The organism is Novosphingobium sp. 11B, assembly GCF_054589055.1.
In genome coordinates, this window is the sequence record NZ_BAAILP010000006.1 from 1 (window position 1) to 15,879 (window position 15,879).

Sequence of the window (15,879 nt, forward strand, 5' to 3'; positions counted from 1 at the left end):
CATCCCAGCGAAGGCTGGGACCGCTGGCCGTGTACAGCCCCCCTCGCGCTGAAGGGCTCCTCGGCAAGCTCGCGTCTAAAGACCGATAGCGGTCCCAGCCTTCGCTGGGATGACGGGCTTTTGTCGGAGAGCCCGGGAAAGCATTCCTATAGTTTTTCCACAGGCCGCAACCATCCTTTAACGACTCCTCCTAGAATAAAGTCGCACCCGTATCTTTCGGGATTGCGAGAGGCCGCAGAATCGGCCGGTAACCTAGAAGGGAAAATTGAAATGGCGTTTTCGGTCAACACCAACAGCGGCGCGATGGCAGCTCTCCAGAGCCTCAACGCGACGAACAAGTCGATGGAAACCACCCAGAGCCGTATCACCACGGGTCTGAACGTTGCCTCGACCAAGGACGACTCGGCGAAGTACACGGTCGCCCAGACGCTCCGCGGCGATCTTGGCAAGCTGGGCGCGGTCACCACCTCGCTCAACAACGCCAAGTCCGTCACGGACGTCGCCGTCGCCGGTGCGGAACAGATCTCCGACCTCGTCAACCAGATGAAGTCGAAGGCTCTCGAAGCATCGGATGCCGGTCTCGACAACGAAAGCCGCAAGGCGATCTCCAACGATCTGCTGACCCTCAAGAAGCAGATCAACACGGTGATCGAAGGTTCGAGCTTCAACGGCACGAACCTGCTCAAGGGCACTGCGGCCACCGTGGCAACGGACGGCAAGGTCAGTGCACTGCAGTCGATCAACGGCGACACGCTGACGGTCGCCAACCAGGCACTGAGCGAAGCGGCGACCACCGCGTTCGGCGATTCCTCGACCGACACCGACATCACCAATGTCGGCGTCGTCGATGACGGTACGGCAACGACCGGCTCGGGTGCGGCAGATGCGCTCCTGACCAAGCTCGACACCATGTTCGACACGGTCAAGACCAGCCTCTCCGACCTCGGCGCCGGTTCGCGTCAGATCGAAGGTCAGCTCAGCTTCAACAGCAACCTGAGCGACGTGATCACGACCGGCATCGGCAGCCTTGTCGATGCGGACCTCGCCAAGGAGTCGGCGAACCTTCAGGCTCTCCAGGTCCAGCAGCAGCTGGGCGTGCAGGCCCTGTCGATCGCCAACCAGTCGCCGCAGACGCTCCTGTCGCTGTTCCGCTAAGGACGGCGCCAGGCCCCTTCCGCTTGCGGGAGGGGACCATTTCGAAAGGCCGGGACGGTTCGCCGCCCCGGCCTTTCTTTATGGGGTGGCGAGAGCGGGGCGGCGCGGAGAGGCCCACCCCGCTGCGACTAGGACCTGCGGTCCAAGTCTCGCTCCCCTCCCTCCTTCGACAAGCTCAGGATGAACGGGAGGGGAAACATGCGCCTCGCCCTCCCGCCTGCGGGAGGGCCGGAAGGCTTATGAGCGCAGCGAATCAGCCGGACGGGGTGGGCCTGCCGCCCTTCCCTCCCCACTCATCCTGAGCCTGTCGAAGGATCACTTCGCCGCCACCGCCTTCACGATCACCTCGTCCAGCTTGCGCGGATCGACCGACATCACCACGCGCGCCTTCTGCTCGCCGAGGCCGGGCTGGTAATGCTCGCGCCAGCTGAGCGTATCGCCGTAAGTCGCGCCGAACGCCGCGTCGTAATCGACGTAGAGGTCCTCCGCCCCGGTCACCACCGAGGGATCGAGCAGCACGGCGGCGACGATCTCGTCCCACAGCGGGAAGCCCGGCTCGAAGCCCGCGATCACCTTGCCCAGTTCCGGCTTCGCGCCCTTCGCGGCGCGGTCGAGCAGCTTGCGGCTCAGCTGCGTCGCGGTCGAGGGATCGACCGGGATCACGGTGATCTGCTTCCACGGCGCGCGGCTGACGATGCTGGCGGCCTCGGGGTCGAGGCGGATGTTGAATTCGCGGCGCGGCGAATTGGCGAACTCGCGCGCGAACTCGACGGCCGAGCGGTCATCGAGCACGCGGTGCGGGTTGAAGCTGCCGCCCATGTAGATCAAGCCTTTGGCAAGGCTCGCAAATTCTGGATCGAGACGCTGCGCCAGCGCAAGGTTGGTCATCGGACCACCCTCGACGATGGTGATCTGGCCGGGGTACTTGCGGACCATCTCGATCATGAAGACGGCGGCCATCTTCGAGGCGACCTTGGTGGTCGGCGCGCCCCAGGGCAGGTTCGAAAGGTCGTAGGGGGTGTAATAAGGCGGCGTCGACTGCTGCGTGGGCTCGACCCACTGCTTCATCCACGCGCCCTTCCATGTCAGCTTGCCGTAAAGCGCTTCCCAGCGCTCGGTCGCCTTCTCGGTGTTCATGAGCGGATAGACCGCACCCTGCGCCACCGGAACGTCGGTACGGCCCATGATCTCCAGCCCCCGAAGCTGCAGCGCCGCACCGCGCGGTGCCCACCAGTTGCCGGTCACGCTGGTCACACCCACCACGTCGATCTGAGGCGAATTGAGCAGCATCATGTGCATGAGCGAGAAGCCCTCGTCATCGATGATGACTTTCTGCGGGGCGGGCTTGTCCTCGGCCCGCACAGGCAGGGCGAAACAGACCGCCGCCGCCGTCAGCAGCGAGGAGACAGCGCGGATCACGGCATTCAGGGGGGGCATCGGTTATCCTTGTTGGCAGACCATACGAAAAGGGCGCCGGTTTGACCCGGCGCCCTTCGCTTCATCAGAAGTTGAAGCGGACTTCGCCGCCGATGATGCGCGGTTCGTTGAGCATCGCCGTCAGGTTGTTGAAGTCGATCGCGCCGACGACGCGGATCTGGTTGGTGATGTTGCGGGCGAACGCCGCAACCTCGTAGCCGCGCTTGTTGTCGCGGTAGCCGACGCGCGCGCCGCCCTCGAGGTAGGCCTTACCCGTGAACTCGATCGAGTCGTACAGGAACAGGTTGATCTTCGAGCGGTACGACCAGTCGGTGTAGGCGAAGATCTCGTTGTCGTTGCCCAGCGGCACGGCGTAGCGCAGCGTCGCGTTGCCGATCCAGCGCGGAGCCTGCGGCAGACGGTTGCCGTCGATCGCGGCCAGCGTAGTGCCGTTCACGGTCACCAGCGGATCGGTCACGGTGCAGCCGCCGCCGCAAGGCGCGACGTAGAGGTCCTTGTCCTTCAGTTCGGTGTAGTTGTAGCTGCCGCCCAGCGTCAGCACGAGGTTTTCGACCGGGGTGGCCGAGAATTCCGCCTCGACGCCGTAGCCGATCGCCTTCTTCGCGTTCATCAGCTGCGTGACGTTCGAACCACCGCCAACGGCGGTCAGCTGGATGTTCTTGGTGTCGAAGTAGTAACCATCGACCGAGAAGTTGAACAGTCCGGGCTGCTCGGTCTTGAAGCCGACTTCGTAGGAGGTCGTCGTCTGCGGCTTGGCCATCGTCGCGACACCGGCGGCGGTGTCGTTCTTGAGCGCCGCGCCGAGGTAGCCCGATGCCACGCGGGCGTAGATGCTGCTCGACGAGGAGAGCTTGAACGTCGCGCTGCCGTCCCAAGACAGCTTCGAACCGTTGGCGCGGCCGGTGGAACGCGCGGCGGTCGTCGAATCGATGTCGGCGCCACTGACGAGGACGCCATAGCGCTTGTCATGCGACCAGCGCAGGCCGCCACGCAGGATCAGCGAATCCACCGGCGTGTACTCGACCGAGCCGAAGGCCGCATACGTCTCGTTGTCGAGGTGCGAGACGCTGGTGGGCGAATAGGCGTTGGTGTTGGACCACGAACCGCTCGCGCTCTCGAGGTTCTGGTTGAAGTAGTATGCGCCCGCCTGGAAGCTGACGTCGCCGAACTTCTTCGAAGCGAAGCGCAGTTCCTGGCTGAACTCCTTCGGCGTGGTGTCGCCGCCGGTCTGGACCTGGAACGGGACGTTGCCGACGTAGCCGCCGTCGATGTCGCCGCGCGAGAAGACGCTGGCGCGCTCCCATGCGGTGATCGAGTAGAGCGAACCGGCGCCGTCGAACTCATAGCTGGTCTGGATGTTGGCGCCCCAGCTTTCCAGGGTCTGCGGGTTCGAGCCGTTCTGCGCCGTATGCTCGATGTCGTAGCCGGCGACGAGGTCGTTGGTGCCCTTCTGGATCGCGTTCGCACGGAACAGGCGCGCGGTGCCCTTCAGCGAGCGGGCGTGCGCGTTGACGAGGATGTCGAGCGGACCGTCCTCGTACTCCAGCTGGAAGCGACCGGCGTAGTCCTGGTAGCCTTCGAACTTCTTCTCGTTAATGGTCGCGGCGTAGTCGTTCTTGACCCAGTCGTCACGGCGCTGGACGAGGCCCGCGACGCGGAAGCGCAGCTTGTCGGTCAGCGGCGCGCCGACGGCGGCTTCCAGGTTGACGGTGTTGTAGGTCGCCCACGAAGCGCTGACGTGGCCGTCCACTTCCTCCGTCGGACGCTTGGAGGTCAACTTGACCACGCCTGCCGGCGTGTTGCGGCCGAACAGCGTGCCCTGCGGTCCCTTCAGAACTTCGACGTTCTCGAGGTCGAAGGCCGGGAAAGCCTTGAGCATCGGGCTTTCGAGCGCAACGTTGTCGTACACCACCGAAACCGGCTGCGCCGCGTCAGCGCTGAAGTCGGTGTTGCCAAGGCCGCGGATGTAGAAGCGCGGAAAGGTGCGGCCGAACGAGGATTCGATCTGCAGGCTGGGCACGCGCGCGGCAAGGAAGCGGATGTCCTGGCCGCTGGAGTTCAGCACGGCCAGCTTCTCGCCCGAAAGCGTCGAAACCGCGACCGGCACGTCCAGCGCACGCTCTTCGCGGCGCAGCGCGGTCACGACGATTGCGTTGTCTCCCTCTTCGGCCACCGGAGCGCCGCTCTGCGCAAGGGCAGGCGCGGCGAACGAAGCGGAAATCGCGAGGACCGAAACCGCCGTAAAACGGCGCAAACGAGCAGAATTCAAAATTACCCCCTGAGGTAGCCATGTTTTGGGATGGGGGGCCGATAAGCTGACCAGCGCTGTCATTCAACAGCAATGAACCGCACAGCGCGTTGCGAAAAATGGCGCGGCAATTTTGCAACGCAACATGGCAACCGGGCTCGGAGTCGCGCGCAAAGGCGGCTTGCGGGTTCACCAAGAAACCGCAGCGTCAGCAACGGTTAAAGACGTTATCACGGACTTCGTTAAAGAGGTTAAGGCTTCCTGCGACCGCACTGCAGCAAGCATATTTGGCGAGACTGGTGAAATGTCCGTGTTTGCCGTGCCCCGGCGCGTTCCCGTAGTGTCGAGGCCGCATGGCATCGCACGATTTTTGCATCAGGTTTTGCCGAACCTGTGCCAGCGACGTTCAACCAGGCAAGCTTTTACGGGAGCAATGATTCTGTCGTCCCGGTTCGGACACGACACTTCCGGAACGCGCCTCGCCCACTTGATCGGCGATGGTGCCTTGCCCGACGACGCCGCCCCCGGATAGCGAACGACTTTTCTTTATCGGTGAAGTGCTTGCCTGATAGGCACGATACCAACGCTTGAACCGTTCATGAGGCGCGCAAACCTTGCTTCGGCTACCCCGACCAGTAAACTTCTTGCCCGAGTCCGTGACGTCGCGGACGGAGAGCTCGCACATCCTCAGGTTTGCTTCGCAATCACACCCCTTTCTTCAGCAGCACGGTCCGGAGCATCGATAGAGCCACTTCCCCGCGCTGGTTGGTCAACTCGTGCCGGAACACGACGATCCCTTGTCCGGGCCGCGACCTGCTCTCGCGCATCTCGACCACTTCGCTCGCGCAGGTCAGGGTATCGCCGATGAAGGTCGGCTTGGGCGTAATCACTTTGTCGAAGCCGAGGTTGGCGACGAGCGTGCCGACTGTCGTGTCCGCGATCGACAGGCCCACCGCCAGGCTGAAGGTGAAGGTCGAATTGACCAGGATCTGCCCGAACTCGCTGGCTTTCGCGGCCTCAGCGTCGAGGTGCAGGGGCTGCATGTTGTGGGTCATCGCCGAGAACAGCAGGTTGTCGGTCTCGGTCACGGTACGGCTCGGCTGATGCGTCAGGCGGTCACCGACCTGCCATTCATCGAAAAAACGTCCGGGCATCCTAGTCGGTCTCCTCGATCTGCACGAGTAGGGCATCGACCTGCACCTGCTGGCCGGGGGTCGCCGCGAGCGCCCTGACGGTGCCATCGAACGGCGCGGTCAAGGTGTGCTCCATCTTCATGGCTTCGAGGGTCAGGAGTTTCTGTCCCTTGGTCACCGTCTCGCCCTGTTTCACCTCGACGGCGATGACCTTGCCCGGCATGGGTGCAACGATCGCGCCGGAACTGTCTGCCGCGCCATGCGCGCCGTCGCGTCGCCATGGCGCCAGCAGCCAGGCCTGCCCCTGTTCGGTGACGAGGACGCTGCCGGCAGGCTCGTCGCTCCCATCGTCAATCTCGAGCTCGATCTTCTCGCCATCGAGCAGGAACCACGCGGTTCGCCGCGGCGGCGCGTTCAGCCGCAGGCCCGGCGCGATGCCGGCCGGAACGAGTGACGAAGCGCCCGCACGAAGGGTATCGGCCGAAGGCACCGGCGGCTGCGCCAGAGCCTCGCCGTCGCGCCCGATCAGACCGGTATCGACTTTGCCTGCCGCGAAGTCGGGGTGCTGCAGCGCTTTGACGAGGAACGAGGCATTGGTACGTACCGGCCAGACGGCGGTGTCCTCGAGCATCGCGCCGAGCCGTTCCCGCGCCTCGTCGCGGTCGTCGCCCCAGGCGATGATCTTGGCGATCATGGGATCGTAGAAGGGCGAGACTTCGGCGCCTTGCGTGACGCCGGTGTCGATGCGCCCTGTTTCCTTGGCGCCCTCGGATTCGCCGAACTGCAGCAGTTCGAGGCGGCCGATGCTGGGAAGGAAGCCCTTCGCCGGGTCTTCGGCATAGAGGCGCGCCTCCATCGCCCAGCCGTCGATGCTCAGGTCGTGCTGCGCCAGAGGCAGCGGCTCGCCGCTGGCAACGCGCAGCTGCCATTCGACGAGATCGACCCCGGTGATCGCCTCGGTGACCGGGTGCTCCACCTGCAGGCGGGTGTTCATCTCCATGAACCAGATGCGATCGGCGGAGAGTGCGCCAGAGCCGTCGGCGATGAACTCGATGGTCCCGGCGCCGACATAGTCCACGGCCTTTGCGGCGCGCACGGCGGCGGCGCACAGCGCCTCGCGCGTGGCCAAGTCCATGCCCGGCGCGGGGGCTTCCTCGATGACCTTCTGGTGGCGGCGCTGAAGCGAGCAGTCGCGCTCGAACAAGTGGACGACGTTGCCGTGCCGGTCGCCGAAGACCTGCACCTCGATGTGGCGGGGAGAGGCTATGTACTTCTCGATCAGCACGTGGTCGTTGCCGAACGAAGCGGCCGCCTCGCGCTTGCAGGAGGCGAGCGCGTCGGCGAAGGCGTCGGCACTCTCGACGAGGCGCATGCCTTTGCCGCCGCCGCCCGCGACGGCCTTGATGAGCACCGGGTAGCCGACCTTGTCGGCCTCCTGGCGGAGCAAGTCGGGTTCCTGGTTCGCGCCCATGTAGCCCGGCGTCACCGGAACTCCGGCTTCGGCCATGAGCGTCTTGGCGGCGTCCTTCAGACCCATTGCCGTGATCGAGGACGGGTTCGGACCGACCCAGACCAGCCCCGCGTCGATGACGGCCTGCGCGAACTCGGCGTTCTCGGACAGGAAGCCGTAACCCGGGTGAATGGCCTCGGCCCCGGTCGCCTTCGCGGCGGCGAGAATTTTCTCGCCCACAAGGTAGCTCTCGCGCGTGGGCGAGGGGCCGATGTGGACGGCCTCGTCGGCCTCGCGAACGTGGAGGGCCTGTGCATCGGCGTCGGAAAAGACCGCGATGGTGCGGATGCCCATGGCCCGCGCGGTACGGATGATGCGGCAGGCGATCTCGCCGCGATTGGCGATGAGCAGAGAAGTGATCATGGATGACGCTCCGGGAAGCCGTGGCGGGTATGGAGCGCTGCCAACAGCGGCTCGATTGCGTTGACGAAGCCGCCTTCGGCAAAGGCCAGCGCAGGCAGGTTCTGGTTGTCTTTGCCCAGTACCGCGACGACTTCGCTGCGGGGGCGCGGCCATCCGACGCGCACGACCTCGATATTCGCGGCGCGATCGGGGAACAGCGCAAGCAGGCCCTCCACCGTGACGCTGTCCTTGCAGTAGAAATGGCGCCCTTCGTAGGCCGGGTCCGGCCAGTCGAAGTCGAGCACGAACAGAGTATCCTTGCTCACATCCGGAACACCCCGAAGCGGGGCGCCTCCTCGATCGGGGCTTCGAGGCACGCGGAGAGTGCCAGACCCAGCACGTCGCGGGTCTGCACGGGGTCGATCACCCCGTCGTCCCACAGCCGCGCGGTGGCGTAGTAGGGGTTGCCCTCGTCCTCGTACTTCTGGCGGATCGGGGCCTTGAAGGCTTCGGCATCCTCGGGGCTCCAGTTGGCGGCATCGCGATGGACCGTCGCCAGTACCGACGCCGCCTGCTCGCCGCCCATCACCGAGATGCGCGCATTGGGCCAGGTGAACAGGAAGCGCGGGTCGTAGGCGCGCCCGCACATCCCGTAATTGCCCGCACCGAACGAGCCGCCGATCAAGACCGTCAGCTTGGGCACTTGCGCGGTGGCGACAGCGGTGACCAGCTTGGCGCCGTGCTTCGCGATGCCCTCAGCCTCGTACTTGCCGCCGACCATGAAGCCCGAGATGTTCTGCAGGAACAGCAGCGGGATGCCGCGCTGGCAGGCCAGTTCGATGAAATGCGCGCCCTTCTGCGCGCTCTCGGAGAACAGCACGCCGTTGTTGGCGAGGATCGCCACGGGCAGCCCGTGGATGTGCGCGAAACCGCAGACCAGCGTGGAGCCGTAGAGCGCCTTGAACTCGTGGAACTCGGACCCGTCGACGATGCGGGCGATAACCTCGTGGACATCGTAAGGCGCGCGCACGTCCTCGGGGACGATCGAATAGAGTTCCTCGGCCGCGTATCTGGGCGGCCGGGGGTCCTGCACCGCAAGGCGATGGCGATGCGCAGGGCCAAGGTGGCTGACGATGTCGCGCACGATGGTCAGCGCATGCTCGTCATCCTGCGCCAGATGATCGGTGACGCCCGACTTGCGCGAATGGAGATCGCCGCCGCCCAGATCCTCGGCGCTGATGACTTCTCCGGTCGCGGCCTGCACCAGCGGCGGCCCGGCGAGGAAGATCGTGCCCTGATCCTTCACGATCACGCTCTCGTCACTCATGGCCGGAACATAGGCGCCGCCTGCCGTGCAACTGCCCATGACGCTGGCGATCTGCGGGATGCCCCGCGCGCTCATCTGCGCCTGGTTGAAGAAGAAGCGCCCGAAGTGGTCGCGGTCGGGGAAGACCTCGGCCTGGTTGGGCAGGTTGGCGCCGCCGCTGTCGACGAGGTAAATGCAGGGCAGACGATTGGTCGCCGCGATCTCCTGCGCGCGGATGTGCTTCTTGACGGTCAGCGGAAAGTAGGTGCCGCCTTTCACCGTCGCGTCGTTGGCGAAGATCATGCATTGCCGTCCCGACACACGGCCGATTCCGGCAATGATCCCGGCGCCGGGCACCTCGTCCCCATAGAGACCATTGGCGGCAAGCTGGCCGATTTCGAGAAAGGGCGAGCCGGGATCGAGGAGCCGCTCGACACGGTCGCGCGGCAGCAGCTTGCCCCTGCCTATGTGCCGCTCACGTGCCCTTGCGTCGCCCCCAAGTGCCGCTTTCGCCACCCGTTCGTGCAACTCGGCGGCGAGCGCGCGGTTGTGCGCGTCGCGTGCCCGGGCTTCAGGGCTGTCGAGATTCAGGGTGGTCTGCAGGACCGGCGCGCTCATGCCTCTTCCTTCCGTGCGGGCGGCGCCAGTTTGCCTTGGGCCTGCCTTGTCGATTTGCCGCATCTATCTAGACAGCAGTAATGAAAAGCGGAAATTGAAAGTTTCCGCACCTCGTCATAGACAGTATCTATGATTGATCAGTATCTCCTGCGCTACTTCCTGGCCGTGGCAGAGACCGGCAACTTCAGCCGCGCGGCCAGGCGCGTGAGCGTGACTCAGCCTACCTTGTCTGTAGGGATCGCCAAGCTGGAGCGCGAACTGGGGGCGAGGCTGTTTGACCGCGACCGCCAGCGCGTGGCCCTGACCCCCGCCGGCAGCCGCTTTCTCGTACGCGCCCACCGCATCGCCGCCGAATACGAGCATGCTCTTGTCGAACTCAGTGAAGTCACCGATCCCACCTTGCTGCGCGTTGGCGTGCTCAACACGATTCCCACGCGCCTCGTTGAACGCTGGCTCACCGCGCACCGCGCGCTAGGTTCAGGCGAGACGCTAGAGATACTCGACGGGTCTGAGCGCGACATCGCCGAGCGGCTAGAGCGCGGCCGCATCGACCTGGCGCTAAGCGTGATCCGCCCACACCATCCCCGATTCGCACCCGAAGTGCTTGCCCGCGAACGCTACATGATGGTCCTGCCGCCCGATCATCCGCTAGCGAACGAGAGTGAAGTGCAGGCCGAACAGCTCGCCCGCGATCGCATGGCCCTGCGCCGCCACTGCGAGGCCCTGCCCGAGATCAACCGCTTCTTCGTGGAGCGCGGCGTGAGACCGCGTTTCGTCCTCAAGACCACAAGCGACGAGCGAGTGCTGGCCGTTGTGCGTAGCGGTGCCGGGATCGGCATGATGCCCGAAAGCTTCGCCGCGGGTCCCGAGCGCTTCGTGCCGGTGCGCGATTTCAAACTTGTGCGCGAGATCGGACTGCTGCACTCCGGAGCGGCATGCGTGGAACAAGGCAGAGCAAGCCCGCTCATTGCGATGGTCAGAGCCCATTACGGCACAACTGATCTGAGGAGGTCAATCTGATCGCCAGCTGTCGACCGTCTGCCGCACGGCACAGACCACCACCTTTGGGCTGTACCGCCGGATACGCCACCTTGCCAAAAAGCTCTGCCAAGCTCCTCTACGAAAGCTGTAGGCGCGGATCGACGACAGTCCGTACCGACGTTCCAGGGCCGGAGAGATTGGCGATAGCTGCGGCCACGGAGCCGAGCCCGATACGCTCGCCAAGCCACGGCGCCACGTCGATCCGGCCCTCGGCTATACTGCGCATCGCGAGGTCCATGTCCTGCGGCTCCTCGCCGCCGGCGAACTGGATGTTGAGCCGCTTGTTCTGCGCGGCGAAGACGTAGAGCGGCTCGGGCTCCATGCAGTAGCCGCCCATGACGAGGCGGCCGTCGAACGGCATGCTCTCGATGATCCGCTGCAACATGCCGGGCACGCCGACGTTCTCGTAGACGAGATTGACGCGCCGCCCGCCGAGATCGGGCAGCGGCCCGTAGGGATCGACTTCGCGCGGGTCGATGGCGATGTGCGCGCCCGCCTTCAGCGCCAGTTCGCGCCGGTCGGCGTGGAAGTCGGCCGCGACGATCGGCACCGCTCCCGCCAGAGCCAGACCCGCGACAACGCCCAGGCCTATCGCCCCGCAGCCCAGCACCAGCGCTACGTCGTCCTTGCCGGGGCGGCCGCGCCGCGCATGTTCGAGGCCCACGGCAAGCGGTTCGATCAGGGCCGCATGATCATCCGGCAGACCCTCGGGCACTTCGAGCAGGAAGTCCTCGTCGAGCAACATCAGTTCTCCGCACCCGCCCGGACAATCGTGGCTGAAACCGACGACGGCGTGCGCTCCACCCTGCCGCATGATCGGCACCGACGTCACCCGCCGTCCGGGCGCGACCGGGCGGCGGCTACCGGCACCGTAGTCGATGACCTCGCCGACGAACTCGTGGCCCGGCACGAAGGGACGCGTCTCGTCGAGACCCGCATAAGGCCCGCCCATGCGGCGCGACAGCTCGATGACGTGACGACCACCGGTCAGGAAGTGGGCGTCCGATGCGCACAATCCGCAGGAATGCGTGCGCACCAGCGCCTGCCCCCGACGCGGTTCCGGGTCGGGCAATTCGCGCACATGCACCGCGCCGTTCTCGATACAGGCCGCCTTCATGCCGCAATCGCCTCGCGCAGCGCCGGCATCGTCGCGGCAAGCAGCCTCAGGTTCTTCCACCCCTCCTCAGGCGCGAGGCCGCCAAGCAGGGGCTGGAAGCCGATGTTGCCCCCTTCTGCCGCGCCCACCTTGTCGAGCAGCATCTGCGGCGTCCACGCCGCGAAGAGCCCGGCGTGCCGCAGCTTGGCGGGATCGGTGAGACCCTTGAAGGGCGAGTTGGAGCCGTCGCCCTCGGCTTCGGCCCACTTCGCGTATTCGGTGATCACGTGAACGGCATGCGGCGCGATGGCGTCCCAGCCCTGGTCCGGGTCCTCACACAAGTGGATCGCCATCGGCATGCCGGGACGCGGGCGGAAATACCGGCGCGGTGCATGGCCGAGCCGCGCGCATTCGGCGAGGTAGATCTCGACGAGTTCGCCCTTCATCGGCCCGAACCCGACCCCGAACTTCGCCGCGCGCTTCGCGGACGCCGGCACGCCGCCGCCGACGAGGATGATGTCCTCCGGCTCCTGCACCGGCAGCGGGCGCACGAAGATCGGCCGCGCGCCGCTTCCGTCGTCATGCTCGAAGCGCTCGCCCCTGAGCGCGCGCAGGATGATCTCCAGCCCCTCGTCCATCCGCTTCGCCCGGTCCTTGAGCGACTGGCGGAACATCGCGAATTCGTACGGCACGTAGCCCGCGCCGAAGATCACCCCCAGCCGCCCGTTCGCCATGTTGTCGAGCACCGCGATCTGCTCGGCCAGTTCGAGCGGATCGTGCAGCGGCAGGATCACCGCGCCCAGCAGGAAACGGATGCGCCTGGTCACCGCCGCCATGCCGCCCGCGAGGACGAAAGGCTGCGGCAGGTAGCCGTCCTGCGAGCCGTGATGCTGCATCAGGCCGATCTGGTCGGCGCCGATCTCGTCGGCAAAGGCGGCCATCTCGATCGCGGCGCGGTAAAGCTGCGGCGTCGGGCTCGCCCATTGCGGCGAGCGCATGTCGAACGACACCGAAATCGTGAAGTCCTTCATCACGCCTCTCCCTGCAGGCCATGGGCGAGCGCCGCGTAGGAAGGGTCGGACCCGTCCCGGCGCGCGCGGTCATGGCGGTACATCTCGGTGACGTCGCGCACGCAATCGTAGTCGGTGACGGTGTCGCGGCGGTCGATGCGCCAGGTCCCATCGCGCCGCGACCAGCGGTCGCAATAGCGCGACCACACTTCCATCTGCACAAGCCTGCCTTCGCGCTCCATCCGCAGCGTCGCGGTGACGTAGGCCTCGCTTCCGGCCCGGTCACCATCCACCTCGATCAACACGTTGGAGATCTGGTGCGAATGCGCCAGCAGCCCGCCGTGCGCGGCGCAAATCCAGTCGATCGCCGCGCGCCCGCTGCCCTTGAAGCCGCGCTCTCCGTAATCGACCGCCGCGTCCTCATGAAACACCCCGTGGCCGAGCGCGATGTCGAGACGGTCGACGCTGCGGCAGTAACGATAGAGCTGCTCGGTGATGGCCTGTTTGTCTGCCAGTTCGGTCATCGCTTCACCCTTTCGCATAAGCAGCGGAGATGGCCGCGATCCGGCGAATTCGCTCGCGGCGCTGCGCGGCCGAGGACGCGGACATCACCGCCTCGTCGTCCGCCTCACCCCAATTGCAGACGGGGCCGAACGGCAGACGGGCCAGGCCGAGCCGGGCGACCTCTTCGGCATCGGCAAGGCCGTCAGGCACCGCGATACCCCGCGCCGCCATCAGTTCTCGGTGCGCGGGCGTGTCGGTCCGGCCGAGCACGAAGCTGAGCACGTCGACGCCGTGCGGTTCCAGTTCGGCCCAGAGCGCCTCGCACAGCACGAGATCGAACGCCTTGGTCGCCGCGTAGACGTTGATGCCCGGAAGCCCGCCGTAGCAGGCCCCCGAGCCCACCACCATCAGCCCGCCCCGCCCGCGTGCGCGCATCGGCGCGGCGAAGGCATGGAGCGCGCGGGTCACCGTCACCACATTGCGGGCGACAAGCGCGTCCCAGTTGAAAACCTCGGTATCGAGGAACATCGCCCCGTTGGGATCGGCGCCGGCGTTGAGGATCAGCAACCCGACCTCGCGCCCGGCGGCGGCATCCTGCAACTGTTCGGTCGCATCCATTGCAGCCAGATCGATCGATGCAGTCACGCATTCCACCTTGCTGCGCAGTTCTGCGGCCAGCGCCTCCAACGGCCCCTCGCGGCGGGCGACGAGGATGAGGTTCACCCCCATCTGCGCAAGCTGGCGCGCAAAGGCCGCGCCGGTCCCTTCGGATGCTCCGGCGATCAGCGCCCAGGGGCCGTATCGCGTGGTGAACGCCTGCTGCTCCATGTCATCGTCTCCCTCGGGTAACGGACGGCCATCGCCTGCACGCCGCACGCACGCTCATCGAATCCGGCGCTTGCATTTGCGCTGGCACCCGACACTCAAATTCAGTAAATCCAGAATATGTCGAACTTCAAGCCATCACAGCAGGACGAAGCCTTTCTTGACGCCATGGCGATGTTGATGGCCCCCTGGGGCTGGCCCCGGCCGGTCGGGCGCATCTACGCCTACCTGCTCCTGCGCGAGGAACCGGCGACTCTCGACGAGATCGCAGCCGACCTCGGCATGAGCAAAAGCAACGCCAGCGTGGCCGCCCGCACGCTCGAGCATTGCGGCAACGCCCGCAGGCAGGGAGAGCCGGGGAGTCGCCGCATCTACTACTCAGTGCCGTCCGAGTTCAGTGGCCCATTCGTCGAAAAGGCGCAGTTGCTCGATCGGCAGGTGCGCCTGTTCGCCGGGCAGCGTGAGCGCGACATTAGCGCCCCCGTTGCCGACCGCTTCGCCCGTATCAGCGCCTTCTACACCGCGATGCGCGAAGCGATCGAGGGCGTGATCGCCGAACCACAATCCGAGGCCGAGGCCGAGCGAACCGCAACGCGTACGCGGTAATCCGTCAGCCTGACACCGAACCCTCGATCCGCGCTGCCAACGCCGGTACGTCGGCCAGCGCCCGCAGCGCGTCGTTGAGGTGCGTGCAGCCTTCCGGCCCGCGCAGCTGCGCCAGCACGTCCTCGCGAATCTCGGCAAGGTTGCAGCCGACCAGCCGCTGCGTATTCGCGGTCGCCCCCGGGCATTCGGAGAACGGCAGTATCCGCGCCTCGGGCTCGAGTGAGAGCACTTCCAGCGTCTGCGCATCGACGCGGGCGGTAAGGCGGTATTCGTGGATCGCCACGCGGCCGCCGTCGCGGCGCTTTGCGCTGTCCTGGAAAGCGGAATCGATGAGGATCACCCCTGCTTCCGCGTCCCGCGTCACATCGATCCGGCGCGCGCGGCGAAAGCCCGGGCCATCATCTTCGGCAAGATCGTGCCACCCCAGCGGGTCGGCAGGGTTGCGCAGATCGCCCGCGTCCGCGCTCGCGACCTTTTCCGGATCGACATCGCCGGACACGCCGCTGTTCCCCTCCTGCAGCCCCCAGCACACGTTGACGCGCTGGGCCATCATCTGCGCGTGCTGCGCCTCGCCGAGCTTTTCACGCAACCGGTCAGCCCAGTCGGGATGCCACTGCGACCACGCGAAGGAACTGACCAATGCCGTGCCGGACAAGTCGTCGAGCACGATGTAAAGCGGGTGGGCGGCGGCGACCATGTCCGGCATGACCTCGCGCAGCAGGCCGCGCAGGTGACCGCCCGCGCGCGCGCCGACGAGATGGGCGATCGCCTCGCAGTCCGGCTGCGCCGCGATTGCGGTGATCGTCTTGTCCTCGCTCATGCGCGCCTCGTAGCGCGCCTCGGCAAGGGTCAGGCCGTCCTCGCCCGCCAGCGGCGTCCACAAGTCGCGCGCGGCGCCCACGAAGCGGCGCTGGCCGTCGAGGCCGTCGGGCCAGGAAACGTCGATGCTGGTCGTGCGGCGGACCGAGCCCGCCGTGCGCTGCGGGGCGGGATTGGCGGTGCTGCGCGGCGGCGGCGGAAGCGTGCTCGTGACCATGACAAATGACGC

The 15,879-nt window shown here is 66.2% G+C and carries 14 protein-coding genes; 3 read left to right on the forward strand and 11 right to left on the reverse strand.

All coding sequences use genetic code 11. The features are described 5' to 3' along the window. Nucleotides 1-270 precede the first annotated feature (270 nt). On the forward strand, nucleotides 271-1,155 hold the full coding sequence (locus ACYPYD_RS00400) for a flagellin (RefSeq protein WP_008830471.1): 885 nt from the start codon (nucleotides 271-273) through the stop codon (nucleotides 1,153-1,155). 315 nt (nucleotides 1,156-1,470) lie between these two features. Here the strand turns inward: ACYPYD_RS00400 and ACYPYD_RS00405 are convergent, their stop codons facing one another. The 6 genes from ACYPYD_RS00405 to ACYPYD_RS00430 all read right to left on the reverse strand — a co-directional run bounded on the left by ACYPYD_RS00405 (nucleotide 1,471) and on the right by ACYPYD_RS00430 (nucleotide 9,749). After that, entirely contained in the window at nucleotides 1,471-2,592 is a 1,122-nt protein-coding gene (locus ACYPYD_RS00405; protein WP_459661678.1) for a nucleoside hydrolase, read from the reverse strand. A 64-nt stretch (nucleotides 2,593-2,656) separates the two neighbouring features. Continuing rightward, nucleotides 2,657-4,861 (reverse strand): TonB-dependent receptor, encoded by a 2,205-nt coding sequence (locus ACYPYD_RS00410; protein WP_037520952.1) that lies wholly within the window; start codon nucleotides 4,859-4,861, stop codon nucleotides 2,657-2,659. A 683-nt stretch (nucleotides 4,862-5,544) separates the two neighbouring features. After that, complete coding sequence (locus tag ACYPYD_RS00415; protein WP_008832042.1) at nucleotides 5,545-5,994, reverse strand: MaoC family dehydratase; 450 nt, start codon at nucleotides 5,992-5,994, stop codon at nucleotides 5,545-5,547. Nucleotide 5,995: 1 nt separating this feature from the next. Next, nucleotides 5,996-7,846 carry an acetyl/propionyl/methylcrotonyl-CoA carboxylase subunit alpha gene (locus ACYPYD_RS00420; RefSeq protein ID WP_459661680.1) on the reverse strand — a complete coding sequence of 617 codons (1,851 nt, stop codon included), beginning with the start codon at nucleotides 7,844-7,846 and terminating at the stop codon, nucleotides 5,996-5,998. Beyond that, nucleotides 7,843-8,151, reverse strand: a complete 309-nt coding sequence (locus ACYPYD_RS00425; RefSeq protein ID WP_069708467.1) for a DUF3088 family protein — start codon at nucleotides 8,149-8,151, stop codon at nucleotides 7,843-7,845. Before ACYPYD_RS00425 ends, ACYPYD_RS00420 begins: the two co-directional genes overlap by 4 nt. Continuing rightward, nucleotides 8,148-9,749, reverse strand: coding sequence for a carboxyl transferase domain-containing protein (locus ACYPYD_RS00430; RefSeq protein WP_459661681.1), 1,602 nt, complete (start codon nucleotides 9,747-9,749; stop codon nucleotides 8,148-8,150). The genes ACYPYD_RS00425 and ACYPYD_RS00430 overlap by 4 nt, the downstream gene beginning before the upstream one ends. 129 nt (nucleotides 9,750-9,878) lie before the next feature. Here ACYPYD_RS00430 and ACYPYD_RS00435 point away from each other — a divergent pair, with 129 nt between their 5' ends. Further along, nucleotides 9,879-10,769, forward strand: coding sequence for a LysR family transcriptional regulator (locus ACYPYD_RS00435; RefSeq protein WP_459661682.1), 891 nt, complete (start codon nucleotides 9,879-9,881; stop codon nucleotides 10,767-10,769). 97 nt (nucleotides 10,770-10,866) lie between these two features. Here the strand turns inward: ACYPYD_RS00435 and ACYPYD_RS00440 are convergent, their stop codons facing one another. From ACYPYD_RS00440 to ACYPYD_RS00455, 4 genes are read right to left on the reverse strand one after another with little or no spacing between them, the layout of a single operon-like run. After that, nucleotides 10,867-11,907, reverse strand: coding sequence for a zinc-binding dehydrogenase (locus tag ACYPYD_RS00440; RefSeq protein ID WP_069708469.1), 1,041 nt, complete (start codon nucleotides 11,905-11,907; stop codon nucleotides 10,867-10,869). Continuing rightward, on the reverse strand, nucleotides 11,904-12,917 hold the full coding sequence (locus tag ACYPYD_RS00445) for an LLM class flavin-dependent oxidoreductase (protein ID WP_069708470.1): 1,014 nt from the start codon (nucleotides 12,915-12,917) through the stop codon (nucleotides 11,904-11,906). Before ACYPYD_RS00445 ends, ACYPYD_RS00440 begins: the two co-directional genes overlap by 4 nt. After that, entirely contained in the window at nucleotides 12,917-13,420 is a 504-nt protein-coding gene (locus ACYPYD_RS00450) for a nuclear transport factor 2 family protein (RefSeq protein WP_083274757.1), read from the reverse strand. The genes ACYPYD_RS00445 and ACYPYD_RS00450 overlap by 1 nt, the downstream gene beginning before the upstream one ends. Before the next feature lie 4 nt (nucleotides 13,421-13,424). Further along, nucleotides 13,425-14,228: an SDR family NAD(P)-dependent oxidoreductase gene (locus ACYPYD_RS00455; RefSeq protein ID WP_069708472.1), complete on the reverse strand. Its 804-nt coding sequence runs from the start codon at nucleotides 14,226-14,228 to the stop codon at nucleotides 13,425-13,427. Nucleotides 14,229-14,345: 117 nt separating this feature from the next. Here ACYPYD_RS00455 and ACYPYD_RS00460 point away from each other — a divergent pair, with 117 nt between their 5' ends. Beyond that, on the forward strand, nucleotides 14,346-14,831 hold the full coding sequence (locus tag ACYPYD_RS00460) for a GbsR/MarR family transcriptional regulator (protein WP_459661683.1): 486 nt from the start codon (nucleotides 14,346-14,348) through the stop codon (nucleotides 14,829-14,831). Between the two features lie 4 nt (nucleotides 14,832-14,835). Here the strand turns inward: ACYPYD_RS00460 and ACYPYD_RS00465 are convergent, their stop codons facing one another. Continuing rightward, nucleotides 14,836-15,867 carry a DUF2889 domain-containing protein gene (locus tag ACYPYD_RS00465; RefSeq protein ID WP_069708474.1) on the reverse strand — a complete coding sequence of 344 codons (1,032 nt, stop codon included), beginning with the start codon at nucleotides 15,865-15,867 and terminating at the stop codon, nucleotides 14,836-14,838. Between the last annotated feature and the right edge of the window lie 12 nt (nucleotides 15,868-15,879).

Bases quoted from the DNA above. Each gene is read 5' to 3' on its own strand.
- ACYPYD_RS00405 (WP_459661678.1), bottom strand. From the start codon at position 2,592: ATGCCCCCCCTGAATGCCGTGATCCGCGCTGTCTCCTCGCTGCTGACG.
- ACYPYD_RS00415 (WP_008832042.1), bottom strand. From the start codon at position 5,994: ATGCCCGGACGTTTTTTCGATGAATGGCAGGTCGGTGACCGCCTGACG.
- ACYPYD_RS00400 (WP_008830471.1), top strand. From the start codon at position 271: ATGGCGTTTTCGGTCAACACCAACAGCGGCGCGATGGCAGCTCTCCAG.
- ACYPYD_RS00435 (WP_459661682.1), top strand. From the start codon at position 9,879: ATGATTGATCAGTATCTCCTGCGCTACTTCCTGGCCGTGGCAGAGACC.
- ACYPYD_RS00430 (WP_459661681.1), bottom strand. From the start codon at position 9,749: ATGAGCGCGCCGGTCCTGCAGACCACCCTGAATCTCGACAGCCCTGAA.
- ACYPYD_RS00445 (WP_069708470.1), bottom strand. From the start codon at position 12,917: ATGAAGGACTTCACGATTTCGGTGTCGTTCGACATGCGCTCGCCGCAA.
- ACYPYD_RS00450 (WP_083274757.1), bottom strand. From the start codon at position 13,420: ATGACCGAACTGGCAGACAAACAGGCCATCACCGAGCAGCTCTATCGT.
- ACYPYD_RS00440 (WP_069708469.1), bottom strand. From the start codon at position 11,907: ATGAAGGCGGCCTGTATCGAGAACGGCGCGGTGCATGTGCGCGAATTG.
- ACYPYD_RS00460 (WP_459661683.1), top strand. From the start codon at position 14,346: ATGTCGAACTTCAAGCCATCACAGCAGGACGAAGCCTTTCTTGACGCC.
- ACYPYD_RS00420 (WP_459661680.1), bottom strand. From the start codon at position 7,846: ATGATCACTTCTCTGCTCATCGCCAATCGCGGCGAGATCGCCTGCCGC.
- ACYPYD_RS00465 (WP_069708474.1), bottom strand. From the start codon at position 15,867: ATGGTCACGAGCACGCTTCCGCCGCCGCCGCGCAGCACCGCCAATCCC.
- ACYPYD_RS00455 (WP_069708472.1), bottom strand. From the start codon at position 14,228: ATGGAGCAGCAGGCGTTCACCACGCGATACGGCCCCTGGGCGCTGATC.